This window comes from Halalkalibacter hemicellulosilyticusJCM 9152, assembly GCF_000513115.1.
Taxonomy (GTDB): Bacteria; Bacillota; Bacilli; order Bacillales; family Bacillaceae_D; genus Halalkalibacter; species Halalkalibacter hemicellulosilyticus.
In genome coordinates this window covers 82,926-101,687 of sequence record NZ_BAUU01000007.1, presented here as the reverse complement: position 1 = coordinate 101,687, position 18,762 = coordinate 82,926, and the positions used below count along the sequence as shown (strand labels likewise).

Here is an 18,762-nt window from a genome sequence, read left to right as displayed (position 1 = left end):
AAATGACTATTTATCATTTCCTTTTTTATGTGAGCTTCAACTCACAGTAGATCATAAACAAGCCTACACTCACCTAAGAAATGAATGTAAGCTATTTATTTTTTATCCTATTGTCAAATCCCTACAATCTCATACCTTCCATTCACACTTGTCGCAAATTGGTAGACGTTACGTTCAATCTCAATACATTCCACCTGCTTCTGTTGAGTTATGATCTGTATATTTCGATTTGTTCGTACCGTACATCGTTGTCCTTTTAAAGAGAGTATTTCTGCCTTTACGAGGGTATTTCTTTCCCACTGAATATCCACTTCAAACCCACCTTTTGCTCGTAAACCTTTTACATAACCAGCTTCCCATTTTTCAGGGAGAGAAGGTAGTAGGTGGATTTCGTTCAGATGACTTTGAACGATCATCTCGGCGATTCCGGCTGTCCCACCAAAGTTCCCATCAATTTGAAAAGGAGGATGGTTATCAAAAAGATTTGGCAGTGTTGATTGTGTTAATAGTTGTACAATATTTTCATAGGCCTTCTCACCCTCCTCTAATCGTGACCACATGTTAATAATCCACGCACGACTCCACCCTGTATGTCCACCGCCATATTTTAATCTCCTCTGCAATGTGGCTTTCGCAGCTTGAGCCAGCTCTGGTGTTTTTCTAGGAGCAATTTGATTACTTGGATGAAGGGCAAAAAGGTGAGAGATATGACGATGCCCTGGTTCTAGCTCATCGTAATCTTCCAGCCATTCTTGAATTTGACCATGTTTTCCTATTTGTGGTTGAGGTAATTGATTTTTTAACTCCATTAATTGCTGACGATAGTCTTCATCTTTGTTTAAAATAGCACTCGCCTCAATAACAGCGCTAAATAAAGAATAGATGATCTGACTATCCATCGATGGTGCTTCGCATAAGACACCTTTCTCACCATTTGGTAATAAGTACGTATTTTCAGGAGAAACCGATGGTGACGTAATCATATAACCATCCTCCGTTTCGACTAAAAAATCGACAAAGAATAATGCTGCTTCTTTTAATGTATCGTAATATGTGGCAAGAAAGTCTTCATTTAAGTTATACTCATAATGCTCCCAAATATGTAGGCTCAGCCAAGCTGCACCTAATGGCCAAATACTTGCTGGCATATATCGATCTTGCGGAGCAGTATCTCCCCAAATATCAGTATTATGATGAGCAACAAAGCCTCGACACCCATACATTTTAGTTGCTGTTACCTTTCCATTAATCCGCACTTTTTCAATATGATCAAATAGTGGATGATGACAATCTTGTAAATGACAAACCTCTGCAGGCCAATAATTCATTTCGGTATTAATATTAATCGTATATTTGCTATCCCATGGGGGGTTCATTTGGTCATTCCAAATACCTTGTAACGTTGCTGGCAACGATCCCTCTCTACTAGAAGCGATTAATAAGTATCGTCCGAAATGAAAATACGTTGTGATCAAGCCTAAATCGTCTTCACCGTTCTTCATACGTTCGAGACGTTCATCCGTTGCCAACGTGTCTAAGTCTTCACTTTCATGTAAATTAAACTGAACACGTTTATACAAAGATTGATAATCACCTATATGTCTTTCTCTTAATGTTTCATAACTTGTTTTCGTTGCAACGTCTAGCAATTGCTTACATTGCTCTGTAGGGTCTGTAAAACGATACGTTGTTGCAGCAGCTAAACAAATGGTCACCGAATGTGCATTTTCGACCATCAAGCGATTACCAATCGTTTCAATCGATCCACTATCCGCTCTCACATCGATCATCGTCACAAATCCAATTCCATCAACACCGCCAGTTTTTCCATTTAGCATTAATCGATCATTAGTAATCGCTTTCATTTCATCGAAATTCTTTGCGTGCCCTCGATCCAAAAATGTCCTAAAAGATAATCCTTCTTTCTTTGAAGTTGTTAATCGAATAACCAACACTTGATCGGGATAACTAGTGAATATTTCTCGCTGATAAGAGTCTCCATTTAGTTGATAGTGTACTTTTGCAATCCCTTGTTGCAGATCCAAAGACCTTTCATATCCTTCGAAATCATCGTGATCTTTAAACTGGAAATAGAGATCTCCTAATGGTTCATAATGTCGTTGTGATTCAGGTGTACCCATAAATGCTAATTCTGTTAGCTCTTCAGCTTCCTTCAACCTGCCTTCTCTTAATCGTCTTCTTACTTGATCTAGGTTCCTTCTAGCATCACGATTATTTCGATCTATGGGACCACCATACCAAATAGAGTCTTCATTTAATTGGATACGCTCCTGCTGAACCGTACCAAAAATCATCCCACCTAAACGTCCATTGCCAACTGGTAAAGCTTCGTTCCAATCATTGGCAGCTTGCTTATACCATAACGATTGATTCATCTTAATCTCCTCCAAAAATCAATTTGATTAGCTTTTATTTGAAGCAGGGCAAATAATGATAGAACACACGTTTATCTTTCATTATTTTTTGGTAGACAATTAAAGAGCCTTACATCCGAATGTCACTGTTCTTTAGCCTCTTTAACCTCCCTCTTCTTATAAACAACACGACTATTCTGAATCACTACCACAACAATAGTGCAAATGACAGCCATAATCCCACAAAGATAGAATATACTTAACAGATTCGTTAATTCAGCAAGTTCTCCTGCTAGAAGTGGCCCACCCATTATGCCTAACGCATAAAAAGATTGGTAAAAGCCCATTGCTGAATTTTTCAAACTTGCATCACTTACTTGAATGACCATCGCTAGAAGTAACGGAAAAATAAAGCCAAGCGACACCCCCAAGCCAGCATGCAAAAGCACAACAAATATCCACGACTGAACAAATGGAACAAGTAAAGCAAATAAAGCTGTAAGCATAAAACTGATAATTAAGATTTTTATTTGACTTTGCTGTTTAATCGTTCGAAACATGAGCCAAATAGCTGCCAGAGCATGCGGTATGAAGAAAGCACACACTAACACCGTCACAGCATATGACGATTCTGTTAACTGTGAAACATACATCGGTGAAAATCCAAAAATCGTAATAAACAATATAGAATGTGCTCCTAATGAAAGAAATGTAATGAAAAGTAGCCCTCTTATTCGAAACGTTTGTTTCAAATAATAACTTAGTGGCAAGGCATTCTCCCTTCTTACTGAGAAATCTTTCACTTGAAGCACGAGAATTGTTCCGACAACAGCAGCCACTGTTGCCACCAAAAACGGTGCCTTCCAACCGAAATAATAGACGAGATAGCCGCTTATCATCATACTAATAAATTGAGCAAACACGGTTAAAAATTGAACACGACTCATCGCTTTAGATGCAAATTGCTCTTTCACATAATGAGAGTATAAAACGGTAGCCATTACCCACATTGCCGCCGTCACTCCAGCTAATAAGCGTGCAATGAAAATCGCAATAAATGATTCAGAGAATAAAAGAAATAGACCACTTGCAATCCCAGCTAAAAAACCAAAAGTCAATAGATGCTTACGAATACCAAAAAGCTTATCAGAAAGCACACCTAGTGGAAAACGTAATAAGATTTGTGTTAGTCCATAACTTCCTAATATGATTCCAATCATTGAATAAGTAAAGTGAATCGATTCTAAATAAAGAGAAAATACCGGAATATATACATATGTACAAAACCAAAAACAAAAAATCACACATAAAAATATAACATGATCTTTTTTCGTTGCTAGTGCTTGTGACCGGCTCTCTTCATGAAGGTTTAATGGTGAACTTGATTGTATCAATAGAACTTTCTCCTTTTTATGAAAACGCATACTTTATATTATACCATGTTATTGGATATGTAGAAATGAATAAGACCATAGAAAAAGAAGCTATCTTCTCCTATGGTCTATTGCAATTTAAATTTTGAACTGTTCAATACTTTTAGTCATTTCTGTTGCTAGCTTTGCTAACTCTTCACTTGCTCGGGCAATTTCTTTTATCGATGAAGTTTGTTCATCTACTGAAGCCGTAGCTTCTTCTGTCGTTGCTGCATTTTCCTCTGAAATCGCCGATAGATTGTTAATTAAACCTATTATTTCTTCTTTTTTCATCTGCATTTGATCACTAGAGTTCGTAATTTGATTAGCTGAGTTTTGCATATTCTCGATGACATTAGCCATCTCACCAAATTGTTGACGCGTTTCTTCTATGCTTTTAGTTTGAATAACAGCATGCTCTTCTACTAATCCAACTGTCGAAACAGCGTGATCTGTTTTACTAATTAACTCTTGAATAATCTGAACAATCTCTTCTGTAAACGTATTGGACTGTTCGGCAAGCTTTCGAACCTCATCGGCTACAACAGCAAAACCTTTTCCAGCTTCCCCTGCACGAGCTGCCTCAATCGCAGCATTTAATGCAAGTAAATTGGTCTGTTCTGAAATACTCCGAATCATATGACTCGCTGCTTCAATTTTCTCCGCGCTCTCATCCGTATTGACGATAATTTCTTTTATATCTTGGATCGATTTAGAGTTAGCCTCTGTTTTGTCCATTAATTCATGTAAATTCTTTTCACCATGCTCCTTTAACGAAGTCACCTCTTCGATCGCCTTCGTTAATACAATCAGTTGCTTCAAATTGTTATTCATATGATCGCTTAATTCTTGCATTTGACTTGATCCTTTTTCTGTATCCTCCGCTTGTTCCACTGCTCCAGAAGCAATACCATCAATCGCTTGTGATACTTCAGTCGAGGCTCTTTCTGTAAGCTGACTTCTTTCTGTCAGAATCTCAGAAGAAGTTAATACTTTTCCAGAAAGCGTTCTAGAAGCCTTAATTAAGTCAACAAAATTTAATTGCATCTTGCTTAGCGCAGCAATCATTTTGCCAATTTCGTCTTTTCTTTTCTCGAACTTTTGAAGTGCATCATTAGATTGTAAATCAAAATTGGCCAGTTTATTTAATTCAGTCGTTACAGCTTTAATTGGTTTACTCATTGAATGACTAACCCAATATGTACTCACCACACCAATGGTAATAAAAATGACGATAAAGATAATTAATGAAATAACCAATTCATTTAAAGATTGGAAGATCTCATGATCATCTACCTCCACAACAATGACCCAATCCGTTCCTGTGACAGGGGCATAGCCAACTAATGTACGAATACCGTCAAAGGAATGTTCACCGAAGCCTACTTCACCTTGACTAATTCTTTGCTCGAACAATTGACCTAAAGGTTCAACTGAAAAATCAGCTTCCTCTTCAGCAATAAAGCCTTGTTCAACCATTTCTCTCATATTAGCCATATCAATTAAATTTAATTGCCACTCGACTAACATATATTCTGGATGTGCTTGAAATGTTCCAGCCTTGTTCGCAATAAATCCTCGCGTCGATTCGTAGTTCCCGTATTTAATCTCATAAATAATATCAGTTAAGTGACTAGCATCCTTTGTACCTATTAACACACCAGAAATTTGATTATTTTCATAGACAGGAACGGCATATGATACAAGAGGAGCTTGGTTTTCTACACTTAAAAAAACGTCAGATGTAGCCGGCTCACCTGATAGCGCTCTTTCAAAAAAAGCTTCCCCACTTACATCCGTCCATTCACTATGATTCGTTAAAGATTCAACTTGACCTGATGAGCCTGCAAATGAAAAGTCAATATATTCATATTTATTTGCTATTTCATTAAAATACCCTATCCGATCTTCTTCATTTGTAATGATTGGATTCTCTGCTAAAGCTTCTAAAAAGTTCGTGTGCTGCTTTAAGGTTGCATTAACTAAAGTGGCACTTTCAACTGCCACACTTGAAAGATTTAACTCGGCTTCACCTTCAATCGTATTTGAGCTATTCCAAATCGAAAGTCCCCCAACTCCAACTGCAATAAATACTATGAGCGAGGTAAATAAAATCATTAATTTTACTTTAATTGACAAAAAAATCCCTCCACATGTTCAGTTCAATCTTTATTGTAGGAATATTATCTCATTTATGTATAGTATTTTTTTAATATTTTCAGTATATTTTTTAGATATCTTCTTATTGCTTACAAAGCATATACCTATTTACCCATTTTATTTATCCTTTAATATTCATTAATTATTTATTTTACACTTCAATAGTCCTATAATAATAGAAAATTGGGCTTCTTAAATACCTTAACAAACGATTTACACGATTCCCAAACCAGTTAGCTTATATTCCGAATACAAAAATAAGAGGAGGTTATCTCCAATGGCCACACAAGAACCTTTGGAGACACCCCCTCTTACTCAACGTCCAGATAAATTTTGCTTACCATTGCTCCTGATTGTCGAGTATACTTCCCCTTATATGGGAAAGTCGTTTCGTCCAATTCCGCTATGACAAGTTGACAAATTCTCCGACCAACCTGCACCTCAATTGGCACTTGATTCGAATTGTACAATTCCAACGTAATCTGACCAGAGAATCCCGGGTCGACCAACCAGCATTTTGAATAAATAACCCTAATCTTCCAATAGAACTTCTTCCTTCTACAAATGCTGTCAAATGATTGGGGAGTGTAATGGTTTCTAGTGTTGTCGCAAGCATAAACGAGTGAGGTGGTATAACAATACGATTACGTATCACCTCTACATTTTTATATATTGAAGGCTGATCCATTTTCAATAATTCAACTTGATCCTGATCAACGATTTTAAACTCATTTCCTAACCTTAAATCAACCGATGCAGGTTGAATTTGACTTGTACGTTCAAAGGGAGAGATAGATATTTCTCTTTTCTCCCACCTTTCTTGAATACTTTTACCTGATAAAATCAAATCCTCTCACTCCTTATGAGTGTGCCCGTTGTATATCCCAATTAAATGGGTTTTCAAAGGTGCTCCAATCCATCTCCAGTTCAGAATCTGTTAATAAACACTGATCGACTTCTCTCGTAATTTCATCCGGATCTAAATCAGTTCCGATAAAGACTAACTTCGTATGTCGGTCTCCATACACTTGATCCCACTCTTCAACAATGTGTGGATTATCTAATAGAATTCTCTCCCTTTCAGCTTTCGGTAAGCTAGCAACCCAATAAGAGACAGGTTCAATAGAAACAGCAGGACCAGCTTGAGAAACGAGTAAAGCAAGGTCATTTTGCGTCGCACACCATGCAATGCCTTTCGCTCGCACAATATTATGAGGAAGTTGACTCATATAGTGTTGAAATCGTTCCGAATGAAATGGCAAACGACTTCGATAAACAAATGAAGATATACCGTACTCTTCTGTTTCTGGTGTATGATGTTTGTGACCTTGTGTCAACTCGCGAATCCAGCCAGCCGATTGACTTGCTTCTTGAAAATTAAATGAATATGTATTTAAGATCTCTTTTGGATCCACCTTCGAATGTTCTGTTCGTATCATTTTCGCTTTAGGTTGTAATGTTCTTAATACCGATTCAAGCTTGTCTAAATCTTCTTCATTAACTAGATCACATTTATTTAAAATAAGCACATCACAAAATTCAATTTGTTCTATTAACAAGTCAGCAATCTCTCGTGTATCGTCTTCTCCAGCCGCTTCTTTTCGATCAAGCAATCTTTCCCCTGAATGAAAATCATGCCAAAATCGATTTGCATCTACTACGGTCACCATAGTATCTAAGCGACAATAGGTAGACAAATCAATATTTAATTCTTCATCTATGTAAGAAAACGTTTGAGCAACAGGTGTTGGCTCACTGATACCAGTCGACTCAATCACAATATAATCAATATCCCCTGCTTTCGCTAAACGTTCTACCTCCATTAATAAATCCTCGCGTAACGTGCAGCAAATACAACCATTCGACATTTCTACTAGCTTCTCATCGGTTCGTGATAGTCCACCACCTTGGCGTACTAAATCAGCATCAATATTCACTTCACTCATGTCATTAACAATAAAGGCAATTTTTAATCCATCACGATTGCTCAACAAATGATTTAACAAAGTTGTCTTGCCAGAACCTAAATATCCACTTAGTACCGTTACTGGAATTTGCTTTTCCATATTTCCCTCCTTGTAAATCGTAATCATTACTATTTACATAACCTTACCTTAATTATATAGCTATTGTCAAAACTTTTTTCTTATCTATTTACAATTCAAACAATTACGTCTACAATTTAAATCGTAATAATTACTATTTAACTACTAGGAGGCACTCACTATGAAGAAAATCCCGATAACAGTTTTAAGCGGTTATTTAGGTGCAGGAAAAACAACATTACTTACACATATACTAAAAAATCGTCAAGGATTAAAAGTAGCTGTCATTGTAAATGATATGAGCGAAATCAATATTGACGCTACGTTAGTAAAAAATCAACGTTTTTCACGAACAGATGAAAAGTTGGTCGAATTACAAAACGGCTGTATTTGCTGTACACTACGCGAAGATTTAATGAAAGAAGTAGAACGAATTATTGATGAGGGAGGAATTGATTATATTGTCATTGAATCATCGGGGATAAGTGAGCCGATCCCTGTTGCACAAACTTTTACTTATATAGATGAGGAGTTTAATATCGATTTAACGAATAAATGTCAATTAGATACGATGGTAACAGTCGTAAATGCCGCTCAATTTTGGGAGGACTACGCTTCTGGAGAAACACTTTTAGATCGTCAACAAGCAACCGATGAAAATGACACACGTGATATCTCTGATTTGCTCATTGATCAAATTGAATTTGCTAACGTTATACTTGTTAATCACATTGAAACGTTAAACGACATTGACAAAGGAGAGATCATTGATTTCATGAAAAAATTAAACGCTGATGCGACTATTATTCCAACCTCCTATTCAGAAGTAGACTTACAAGAAGTACTACACACTGGTAAATTTGACTTCGATAAGTCAAGCCAAGCAGCAGGGTGGATCAAAGAGTTAAATGAAGAGCATATCCCAGAAACTGAGGAGTATGGAATTTCCTCCTTTGTTTATCGGAAACGGCGCCCTTTTCACCCAGAACGGTTTATGTCGTGGTTAGAGCAATGGCCTGAGGATGTCGTTCGAGCAAAAGGGTTTATTTGGGTAGCGACGAGAAACTCTATCGCAGGTCTTATTTCTCAAACTGGATCTACCGTAACTTTACAAGGTGCGGGAGAATGGGTTGCGGCCTATAGCGATGAAGAACGCGAGAAAACCCTAGCTGAAGAAGTAGAACTCCAACAAAAATGGGACCCTACTTTCGGAGATCGGTTAACAGAGCTTGTCCTCATCGGTGTCGATATGGATCATGAAGCAGTTAAACAGTCGCTTGATTTGTGTACATTAACTGACGAGGAAATGAACTTAGACTGGTCATCATTCTATGATCCATTACCAGAGTTTGTAGAAGCTTAAAAGCTTCGTACTGCTTCTTTGTTATCAAGAACATCGTTAGTCTATAAACAAATGGTATATCCACAATAAAAATAATCCTTTTTGGCGTAACCGCTACATCTTTTGAGTAGAGGCTTGGACATAACAAAAGTGTTTAGCTGAGAATCCGAGCATTCAGAAAATATAGTAGAAGAAACATACACAGACTTCTGTGGGATGAAATGAAGGTCACCAAAAAGTGAAAACCAAACTTATTCAGTGCCCTTGCGTAGCATGAGGAGACTCAGGCAGCTTCCCGCGTGAAGAGAAGTATATTTCAGGAGTGGTTCATTTGCACCTCTATTATATTCGTTCGGTCTCTCTTTATTGCACTTTTGTCCAAGCCTCTTTACTCAGTCTCTAGAATCAAATCAAAGCTTTGAAACTTTATTAACAACTTCTTCTGTTTTTGTAACACCCTTAACAGTACCATTTGTACGGACAAACGTCTCTTCATACATGTGGCTGATCTTCTCACTTAGCGGTTTATTCTCAACAATAGATTGTACAAAAGCATAAGCGTTTGCATCCGTCATCTCTTTATACCAACGGCCATGTGGATATTCAATCACAACGCACTTATCATGGCACCTTCCGTTACACAATGTTCTTGTCGTATGAATAGTGTTATTTACATCCTGATTCGTTATCTCTCTTCGTATCGCTGACGTTAACGATTCTGCACCAGCTTTATTGCAGCTACTTCCATTACAAATTAAAATATGATGCGTCGTTTCTGACAAATTCCATGTTGCCATTTTCATCCTCCTATTCCTTTATTCCCTTCTCTATACCACCGTTCAAGCATATATACTGCTTAATTCGCTTTCAATTACTTCCTTTTCTAACCGTTCACCAATTAAAACAAGAATTGGTTGTTGCTTGTTTACTTTTTTTAAACGTTCAAAAACAACTTCACCATAGGAAAGGTTAAAAAGAAACATACCTGGTGTCTCGTTCAATTGAACAAAACCTTTCGCTCGATACAGCTGATCTTTTTGACATAACCAATTTGTAAAAGCCACTCTTTCCACCGTTGAGAGAATTGGTAAGTTTACCGTTCTGATGTGTAGACTGTGATGAATATGGGCATCAAATTCTGCTTCATAGGTCAAACGATCTTTCTGTTTATCTAGTTCATTTGTAACCAGTTGAATAGAAGCAAAAGAAGTAACATAAAAATGCGCATTTTCATTGAATTGTTTTATTTCTGCTTCTACTTCTCTTATGATGCTTGAATCAACTCCATCAATATGATTAATAATGATCAAATCAGCAAAGCGTATTTGCTCTGTCATCAGTTTTTTCAGTTTGATAGACATTTTTTTCTCAAACCACTGCTTAGCATGAACAGTTGTAATAACAGACTTCAAGTAGGAAGCTCCTATAAGCTGCATATGGGTACACGCATTCATAATTTCTAACGGATGAGCTACTCCTGTTGCTTCAATATAAATCGCATCTAACTCATACTGTTCTATTAAACCTTTTATTTGCACAGTAAGGTCTCCTTGAATGGAGCAGCATATACATCCATTTAACAATTCTCTTATAGGGGTTTTTTCAGGGATACTAGCTGAATCCACACTCACCTTCCCTATTTCATTCATAATCACAGCAATACGTCTTCCTATTTGCTGTTCTTTTTGCAATAATCGCTGTAACAATGTACTTTTTCCACTTCCTAAAAATCCCGTTAATATAATGAGTTCCGTTTTATTTTTCAAGTATCTTCCACTTCCTTATTGCCGTAATACTTTATTTAAAGCTTGCCAACTCATTAATGCACAATTATGACGTGCCCGTAATTTATGAACCCCCTCTAACGACTCTGCATCTCCTAAATCGAGCTCACGGTTTTCTCTTTCCCCTTTTTTGATTAATACTTCAAACTCATTCATTAGTGCATATACCGTATTTAACTGCTTACCTTTAATTAACTCAGTCATCATTGATGAAGATGCCATACTAATACTGCATCCTTCCCCTTCAAAGGCTACATTTTCAACGGTTTCTTGTTTAATTTGAATATAAAGTGTGATGACATCACCACAAGTTGGATTCTTATAATGGATGTGTCTGACTGTTGAATCTGTGAGCTGTCCATAGTTTCTCCTATACCTCGCATGATCCATTACCACTTTTCGGTAAAGGTCACTAAGCATTTTATCTCTCCTTTCCTTAAATCGTAATTATTACGATTTAGTTAATAGTTTATAGGATTATTTCGAATTTAGCAAATGGAATAAGAGAACGTTCTTTTCTTTAATAATAAAATAAAAGACAACCGCTTACTGACCCCTGTCTAATCTCGATATTTATCAAAACCATAGCCATTATCCCATTCATGACCTGCACTCAAATGGTCCAACTACATGTAAACAATAAATAGAATAACCATCCAACTGAAAGAATATCATGTGGATGGTTATTTGAGATCTCTTATGATGAGAAGTGGTAAAATGATAGTATCTTGATAAAAATCAACCTTAAACGGACAAAACTACCTTTAATATCTATATTCCCTTTCTTCTAATTTAGAAGCAGCAAGATAAACAAGTTGTTTAATCTCATTCATATTTTTCATTAATTCCGATGCTGTTTGCGGTTTAGCAAAGAAATACCCTTGTATAGATGCCTCCAAATGAATCGGAATTTGGTTAAGTTGTTCAATTGATTCAATTCCTTCAACAACAATTTGAATATTTAACAGCTCACATAAATGAAATACCGCTTTAATGATCGCTAGCTTTTTATCAGGTATTGGAATCTCATTCACAAACACTTTATCTAATTTGATTGTGTCAACAGGGAATCGCTCAATATATGAAAGTGAAGAATAACCTACTCCAAAGTCATCGACGGCTAATGTAATACCAGCTTCCCTTATTGCATGAACCTTCTGCATCGTCTCAGCTGAAACTTCGACTAGTATACGTTCTGTCACTTCAAAAGCTAAACGTTTTCCGCTTATGTTATACGTTTTTAAGTGAGTAAAAACGCGTGAGACGAAATCATCTGACTTTAATTGTTCATATGATAGATTAATCGAAACTTTCGGCATTACAAATCCTTCTTGATCCCACTGCCATAACTGCTTACATACTTGCTCTATAATCCAATCACCTAATACTCGGATAAATCCATTTTCCTCAGCAATTGGAATAAATTGATCAGGTGGAATGAATCCCATTTTTGAATGGCTCCAACGTATAAGCGCTTCAACTGACATTACTTCACGAGTATGGACGCTCACTAATGGTTGATAGTATAAGGTAAGCTCTTCTTTTTCAATAGCATGATAAAGTTCTGTTTCAATCATAATCTCTTCATAAGAGCTTTTCATTTGGTCATGATAAAACACCAACATATTAGCACCATGTCTCTTTGCATATGCTAATGTAGTTTCACAACGTTTAAATAGCTCTTCTACCGTTAATGATTCCCCTTTATATTGAACCACTCCTATATTACAATTCATATGTAACGTTTGTGTTCGAACAACCGATGTATTTGCAAAAAAGGCAATGACTTTATTTAAATAGCTTCTGACCGTTAATTCATCTTCTGCTTTAATGACAAGGTAAAATTCATCTCCACTTGAACGAAACACTCGAATACGTTCATTCTCTAAATTCAATAAATATGTAGATAATTGAACAAGAAATTCATCTCCAATTTGATGACCATACGACTCATTAATTCGACTCAATTTCAAGCAGTCTAAGAGCGCAATATAAAACGAGGCTTTCTGTCTCGTTAACTCTCTCAAGTAAGATTGTAATTTCTTACGGTTTGGTAATTTCGTTAACGCATCCGTGGAGGTCAACTGTTCAACATAATCCTTTAACTCCATTTCTTCCGTAACATTTTGTAATGAAACCACAATCCCTTGAATCACGCTTTCGATTTGCATTGCACTTAAATGAATACGATAAATATGATTTCTCCCATCATTTCTTTTTGTAAAAAGCATGTCCCTATGAGTTAATAGACCAGAAAACATTTGATCGATTATTTCTTTTAACTGCTTCCTTTCCTCTTGAGTCATCGCAGCTGTCAAATCACACAATGTCTCCAATTCAAATGGAAAGAATAAATGTGAAGCGGACGTTTGATATGAGATCGTATAATCATGATTGATGATACACATAAAATCAGATGTTTGTTCAGCCAAAAGCTCTTGAGCACGCTCGCGTTTCAACGTATTTTGCATATTATTAAAGTAAGACATCCCCATTCCTATCACACCTGCGACGGATTCCATAAAACGGTAATCAAACGTAGTAGGTTTAGCTACAATGGAATGGTACGCGACAAAGGTACCAATCACTTCTCCATTTGACAATAGGATAGGTGTAGACCAACATGATTTAATGTTACATTCCAATGCAATTGTCTTAAATTTCTCCCAGTTCGAACACTGTTCAATATTTTCACTAATGACTGTTTTCTTATCAAGAATCGCCGGACCACATGTCCCTATAGTTCTCCCTATTTTAATTCCATCTACCATCTGTACGAATACATTTGGAATTGATTGTCCTGCTGCATAGCTTAAAGATTCACTCTTTTGATCATAGATCATAATGGAATACATACAGTCTGATTTCTGCTCTAGTATAGTAACAACATTGCGAAGTGCTTCATTTAACTCTGTTGATTGTAAGAAACGTTGAAGAATATACGATTGATATTCGAATAGTTGTTTAGTTTGGAGTAAAGATGTCATATCTTTCATAACGATGAAAAACGCTACATTGTCGTGGCCATCAATTGGAATGACATTAATGTCGACCTTTTTCTCCTCATGATTTAAAGAAATAGTCATCTGTTTAAAATACTGCGAAGATGTTTGCTGCTGTTGAATACATTCAATGATTGATTGCTTTTCCTCATCATAACTGAAGAGTTCAAACAAGTTAACTTTTTTTATTTTTCGGTAACTGTAAAAATTCTTCCGCCTGCTTATTCGCAGAAGAAATAAGCCCATCTTGATTAATCATACAAATGGTATCGAAATTTCCGTCATTCAGCCTTCGATATGTCCTTTCAGATTGCGATAATAATTGTCGATGCTTTGTAATCGAATGGATTTTGCCTTCTAATTGATTCAAATCCTTGTAGGTGATGACATACAAAATATAACTTGTAATCGTAATAAAGAGAATTCCCTTGATCGTTTGAAATAGCTGAATAAATTCAGTTGAATTTATTACTCTAGTAACGGCTAAATCAGAAAAGTATATCCACAAAAATGAAATAATAAAAAAAGTTCCACTTAATTTCAAGGCAGATTTTCTAGAAGAGCTCATTGTTCCCCTCCCTTTTCTTATTCATTTTTAATATACCAGTGACCATACATTCATTCAATTTAGTCAAATAAACCTATATTTTTACTATATTCTACCTCATTGTAATGTTTTTTAATAGGTAAAAAGAGTTAAAATAATTATAATAATGAAAAAATACGATATAAAATTTAAAAGCGTAAAGCCACTGAAAAAGACATCGTATCTTTTCAGTGGCTTTATGATCAGCATATTAAACTATATTCTTAGTTTCAACAATCGATTGTTAAAGCTACAACTGCCATATTCGGTAACGTAACTGTTAATTGGTCACCACTCAACTCGTAACCTTCAAACGCAACTGGCTTTACATTTTCAGGGTTATTAAAAGTATTATGAGCATTTCTCTCATCAGCTGTTAATACACGCCCTTCAATAGCTTCAACACCTGTTATCCCTCGTAATTCAACTGTAACCTTTGATTGTTCATTTGGATTCAAGTTACAGAGGCTAAGATGAATCTTTCCATTCACATCCTTTGAAGCTGTTGCACTGACTGATGGTAAATCCTCATCATTTAGTCGATACGTATCGGTTTCAATCGATAAATCTAACTTTTCGGCATCTTGATGAACTTTGTACATTTCAAACACGTGATAAGTCGGCGTTAAGATCATCTTTTCGCCTTCAGTTAATACCATTGCCTGAAGAACATTAACCGTTTGAGCTATATTAGCCATTTGAACTCGGTCACTATGTTCGTGAAAAATGTTAAAATGCAACCCGGCAACTAATGCATCACGAATCGTATTTTGCTGATATAAAAATCAGGATTTGTACCTGGTTCAACATCAAACCATGTTCCCCACTCATCAATAATCATTCCAACTCGCTTATCTGGATCATACTTATCCATAATCGTTGAATGTTTAGAAATCAACTCATCCATATGAAGAGCCTTCTTCATCGTAATAAACCATTCCTCTTCACGAGCATCTAATGCCGAGCCTTTATTCCAAAAGCCGTGAGGATGAACATAATAATGTAGACTTAATCCATCCATTAAATGAGCGGCTTCACGCATAAGTACCTCCGTCCAACGGTAATCATCAACATTAGCACCACCGGCAATTTTATAAATTTTGTTATCGCCGTAATTACGTACATACGTCTGAAATTGACGATATAAATCAGCATAAAACTCAGGGCGCATGTTTCCACCACAACCCCAATTTTCATTACCTACACCGAAATATGTTAATGACCATGGCTCTTTACGACCATTTTCGTTTCTCCAATTCGCCATCGGTGATTCGCCATCAAAGGTCATATATTCAACCCACTCTGACATTTCTTGAACTGTTCCACTACCTACGTTTCCACAAATATACGGTTCTGCTCCTAACATCTCACATAACATCATAAATTCATGTGTACCAAAATGATTATTTTCAACGACCCCGCCCCAGTGCGTATTAACCATTCTCTTTCGATCTGCTCTTGGACCTACTCCATCCTTCCAATGATATTCATCAGCAAAACACCCTCCCGGCCAACGGAGAACTGGAATGTTAATGTTTTTTAATGCTTCTACCACATCATTTCTAATTCCATTTGTATTCTCGATATTCGAATCTTCGCCGACCCAAAACCCCTCATAAATACATCTACCGAGGTGCTCAGCAAAGTGCCCATAAATATTTTTATTAATCTTTCCCTTTGAAACATCTGTATTAATAATGACTTTGTTTGTCATCATGTCTCCCTCCATCCTATTTGTTTTATCTTCTTTTGTACGTACAATATCATTAACGCTACTAATGGGGGTTCGTATGAGCTAATCTAATCGCTTTATTCTTTGCTACATACATAACAAAGGCAATGGAATACAAGGCAAAGGCAATAATATCCGTCATCGTAAGCATGATAGCAGCCCAAACACCTATCCATATCAATACTTTATATTGAATTTCGTCATCCTGTAATTTAACAGCAATTAAGAAATTTACAATTGCACCAACAAAGAGAAATAAAGAATAGATTAGGATCACTTGTAAAACATTATTCACCATTTGCGATCCTGCGATCATCGTATTCATATCTGTCTCTTCTAGTTTGAGGGCTCCTTCTCGTTGAAACCATGTATAATATTGAAACATCGTAACGAGCGCAATCACAAGGTTCCATGCTGCACCAATGATGATAAAGGATCGTTCTAGCTTTCTACTTACTTTCACACTAGCACCCAATAGTAATCAGTCCTTTGCAGTCGTAGTCAGTTGAAGAGTACTATGCATCCTTGTGAATATGAAGGCTTTACCCTTTCAAACCTGCATTTAATTTAATCGCTTGAACAAAATATTTCTGAGCAAAGAAAAACAACAATAACGTTGGAATAATTGCTAAGATCGCCGATCCCATTAATTGTCCAATCATCCGGTAGTTACCATACACGTCTTGAAGTAATAATAAACCTGCCGTTACTGGCATCTTCTGAACATCGGTATAAACAATAACTGGCCATAAGAAATCATTCCATGAACCTACAAACGAGAACAAACCACAAACAATAAGAATTGGTTTAATTAGTGGTACAATAATACTAATAAAAATCCTAAAGTCACTTGCACCATCAACTCGCGCAGATTCATCTAACTCTTTAGGAATCCCCTTCATAAACTGTCTCACTAGGAATATGTTAGCCATTCCTGCTACCCCTGGAACAATCATCGCCCACGGTGTATTGACCCAGCCTAATATATCAATGATCATATAAGACGGAATAATATTAACGACATTTGGAAAAAAGGAAATCGCTAGTAATGTAAAGAATAACACATCTCGTCCTTTAAAATTCATACGGGTATAACCATATCCTGTAATCGCAATGACAATAACAACTAGCAGGGTATGTGTTGTCGCAATAAAAATGGAATTCCATATCCACTGAAGAATAGGTGCAGTAGACGTGTTTTCTAAAATCGCCACATAGTTATCAACGATCCAATTCACCGGTAACAACCGGAATCCTGAGCTAACAACTTCTGTCTGAGAACGAAAGGAAGTCGTAATCCCATACAATACAGGTATGACCCAAATCGCACTCACGATAATCAAAAAGAGATACGATAAATACTTTGACACTTTTATATTTTCAAACATTTTGGTTATCCCTACCTTTCTTGATCAATTAAAATTCTACACGACACTTAGGAAGTGGAATGGCGATTCATTAAATAATACTGAATTGCAGAGATAACTAAAATAACTAACCCAAGTAATACAGCCATTGCCGAAGCCATACCCGCAATCGATTCACCATGACTAAATGCCAAATCACGAATATACATCATTAATACGGTCGTACTTTGTCTAGGTCCACCATCTGTCATCATTAATGGTTGAGCAAAGACATTAAAAGCACCTGCCGTTGTCATAATGAGTGTATATATTAACGGAAACTGAATAGACGGTAACGTAATACTGAAAAACTTACGGACAGGTCCTGCACCATCAATTTCTGCTGACTCATATAATTCCTCAGACACACTACTAATAGACGCACGATAAATAATCATATTACCACCAATACCAGCCCATATCGTAATAACGACAATCGTAATCCAAGCGTAAGGTTGAGTAGCAGTCCAAACGACATCAGATCCAAACAAATTATTTACAATTCCTAATTGTCGATTGAAAATAAGAGACCAAATAAGAGCTGCTGCAGATATGGAAATAAGACCTGGAATAAAGATGAGTGTCTGAAAGAGATTTTTCATTTTCACTTCTTTATGTTCCAATGAAGCGGCAATTAATAATGGTATAATAATCATAAATGGAACGCTAAAGAAGACAAAAATAAACGTATTCTTCATCCCATTAAAGAATTGACGATAAAAGGTCGATTCTTCATTAAAGAGAAGAGTGCGATAATTGTCTAAACCAACCCATACTGGTTCAGATACCATGTTCCACCTTGTGAAAGACGCATAAATACCGTAAACAGACGGTATTAAAATAAAGACGATAAATAAAATGAGATGGGGGCCAATAAAGGCAAGCGGAGCCCAATTGATCTTTTTCTTCACCGTTATA

Annotated in this window: 14 protein-coding genes and 2 pseudogenes; 2 read left to right on the top strand and 14 right to left on the bottom strand. The window is 36.4% G+C overall.

Going from position 1 to position 18,762, the window contains the following annotated elements; genetic code table 11:
* Positions 1–113 precede the first annotated feature (113 nt).
* The 3 genes from JCM9152_RS05665 to JCM9152_RS05655 form a co-directional block, all read right to left on the bottom strand.
* A complete protein-coding gene (locus JCM9152_RS05665; RefSeq protein WP_035341891.1) occupies positions 114–2,396 on the bottom strand; it encodes a glycoside hydrolase family 95 protein in 2,283 nt (760 codons plus the stop codon).
* 122 nt (positions 2,397–2,518) lie between these two features.
* A complete protein-coding gene (locus JCM9152_RS05660; RefSeq protein WP_052015641.1) occupies positions 2,519–3,769 on the bottom strand; it encodes an MFS transporter in 1,251 nt (416 codons plus the stop codon).
* Between the two features lie 117 nt (positions 3,770–3,886).
* Complete coding sequence (locus tag JCM9152_RS05655; protein WP_035341888.1) at positions 3,887–5,926, bottom strand: methyl-accepting chemotaxis protein; 2,040 nt, start codon at positions 5,924–5,926, stop codon at positions 3,887–3,889.
* Between the two features lie 298 nt (positions 5,927–6,224).
* Here JCM9152_RS05655 and JCM9152_RS24275 point away from each other — a divergent pair, with 298 nt between their 5' ends.
* Positions 6,225–6,356, top strand: a complete 132-nt coding sequence (locus tag JCM9152_RS24275; protein WP_439644193.1) for a hypothetical protein — start codon at positions 6,225–6,227, stop codon at positions 6,354–6,356.
* Between the two features lie 37 nt (positions 6,357–6,393).
* On the opposite strand, the pseudogene dcd reads toward JCM9152_RS24275, so the two are convergent.
* Together dcd and JCM9152_RS05645 are read right to left on the bottom strand one after the other, a co-directional pair.
* Positions 6,394–6,794, bottom strand: a pseudogene (gene dcd / locus JCM9152_RS05650) (dCTP deaminase); the annotation flags it as partial.
* 13 nt (positions 6,795–6,807) lie between these two features.
* Entirely contained in the window at positions 6,808–8,013 is a 1,206-nt protein-coding gene (locus tag JCM9152_RS05645) for a GTP-binding protein (RefSeq protein ID WP_035341885.1), read from the bottom strand.
* Between the two features lie 160 nt (positions 8,014–8,173).
* On the opposite strand from JCM9152_RS05645, the gene JCM9152_RS05640 reads away from it, so the two are divergent.
* On the top strand, positions 8,174–9,355 hold the full coding sequence (locus JCM9152_RS05640) for a GTP-binding protein (protein WP_035341883.1): 1,182 nt from the start codon (positions 8,174–8,176) through the stop codon (positions 9,353–9,355).
* Positions 9,356–9,744: 389 nt separating this feature from the next.
* Here JCM9152_RS05640 and JCM9152_RS05635 read toward each other — a convergent pair whose 3' ends face one another.
* From JCM9152_RS05635 to JCM9152_RS05595, 9 genes and pseudogenes are all read right to left on the bottom strand, one after another.
* Positions 9,745–10,131: a (2Fe-2S) ferredoxin domain-containing protein gene (locus JCM9152_RS05635; RefSeq protein WP_035341880.1), complete on the bottom strand. Its 387-nt coding sequence runs from the start codon at positions 10,129–10,131 to the stop codon at positions 9,745–9,747.
* Positions 10,132–10,173: 42 nt separating this feature from the next.
* Positions 10,174–11,100, bottom strand: a complete 927-nt coding sequence (locus JCM9152_RS05630) for a CobW family GTP-binding protein (protein WP_035341877.1) — start codon at positions 11,098–11,100, stop codon at positions 10,174–10,176.
* 15 nt (positions 11,101–11,115) lie between these two features.
* Positions 11,116–11,538 (bottom strand): Fe-S cluster assembly sulfur transfer protein SufU, encoded by a 423-nt coding sequence (gene sufU / locus JCM9152_RS05625; RefSeq protein ID WP_035341874.1) that lies wholly within the window; start codon positions 11,536–11,538, stop codon positions 11,116–11,118.
* A gap of 344 nt (positions 11,539–11,882) precedes the next feature.
* Complete coding sequence (locus JCM9152_RS05620) at positions 11,883–14,294, bottom strand: sensor domain-containing phosphodiesterase (RefSeq protein WP_035341871.1); 2,412 nt, start codon at positions 14,292–14,294, stop codon at positions 11,883–11,885.
* A gap of 1 nt (position 14,295) precedes the next feature.
* Positions 14,296–14,688: a hypothetical protein gene (locus tag JCM9152_RS05615; RefSeq protein ID WP_035341868.1), complete on the bottom strand. Its 393-nt coding sequence runs from the start codon at positions 14,686–14,688 to the stop codon at positions 14,296–14,298.
* A 248-nt stretch (positions 14,689–14,936) separates the two neighbouring features.
* Positions 14,937–16,420: pseudogene (locus tag JCM9152_RS05610) on the bottom strand (alpha-N-arabinofuranosidase).
* Between the two features lie 61 nt (positions 16,421–16,481).
* Positions 16,482–16,901, bottom strand: a complete 420-nt coding sequence (locus tag JCM9152_RS05605; RefSeq protein WP_035342024.1) for a hypothetical protein — start codon at positions 16,899–16,901, stop codon at positions 16,482–16,484.
* Positions 16,902–16,980: 79 nt separating this feature from the next.
* Positions 16,981–17,826, bottom strand: a complete 846-nt coding sequence (locus JCM9152_RS05600; RefSeq protein WP_035341866.1) for a carbohydrate ABC transporter permease — start codon at positions 17,824–17,826, stop codon at positions 16,981–16,983.
* Between the two features lie 47 nt (positions 17,827–17,873).
* Entirely contained in the window at positions 17,874–18,755 is an 882-nt protein-coding gene (locus JCM9152_RS05595) for a carbohydrate ABC transporter permease (protein WP_035342021.1), read from the bottom strand.
* Positions 18,756–18,762 lie beyond the last annotated feature (7 nt).

Bases quoted from the DNA above. Each gene is read 5' to 3' on its own strand.
- JCM9152_RS05665 (WP_035341891.1), bottom strand. From the start codon at position 2,396: ATGAATCAATCGTTATGGTATAAGCAAGCTGCCAATGATTGGAACGAA.
- JCM9152_RS24275 (WP_439644193.1), top strand. From the start codon at position 6,225: ATGGCCACACAAGAACCTTTGGAGACACCCCCTCTTACTCAACGTCCA.
- JCM9152_RS05645 (WP_035341885.1), bottom strand. From the start codon at position 8,013: ATGGAAAAGCAAATTCCAGTAACGGTACTAAGTGGATATTTAGGTTCT.
- JCM9152_RS05640 (WP_035341883.1), top strand. From the start codon at position 8,174: ATGAAGAAAATCCCGATAACAGTTTTAAGCGGTTATTTAGGTGCAGGA.
- JCM9152_RS05635 (WP_035341880.1), bottom strand. From the start codon at position 10,131: ATGGCAACATGGAATTTGTCAGAAACGACGCATCATATTTTAATTTGT.
- sufU (WP_035341874.1), bottom strand. From the start codon at position 11,538: ATGCTTAGTGACCTTTACCGAAAAGTGGTAATGGATCATGCGAGGTAT.
- JCM9152_RS05615 (WP_035341868.1), bottom strand. From the start codon at position 14,688: ATGAGCTCTTCTAGAAAATCTGCCTTGAAATTAAGTGGAACTTTTTTT.
- JCM9152_RS05600 (WP_035341866.1), bottom strand. From the start codon at position 17,826: ATGTTTGAAAATATAAAAGTGTCAAAGTATTTATCGTATCTCTTTTTG.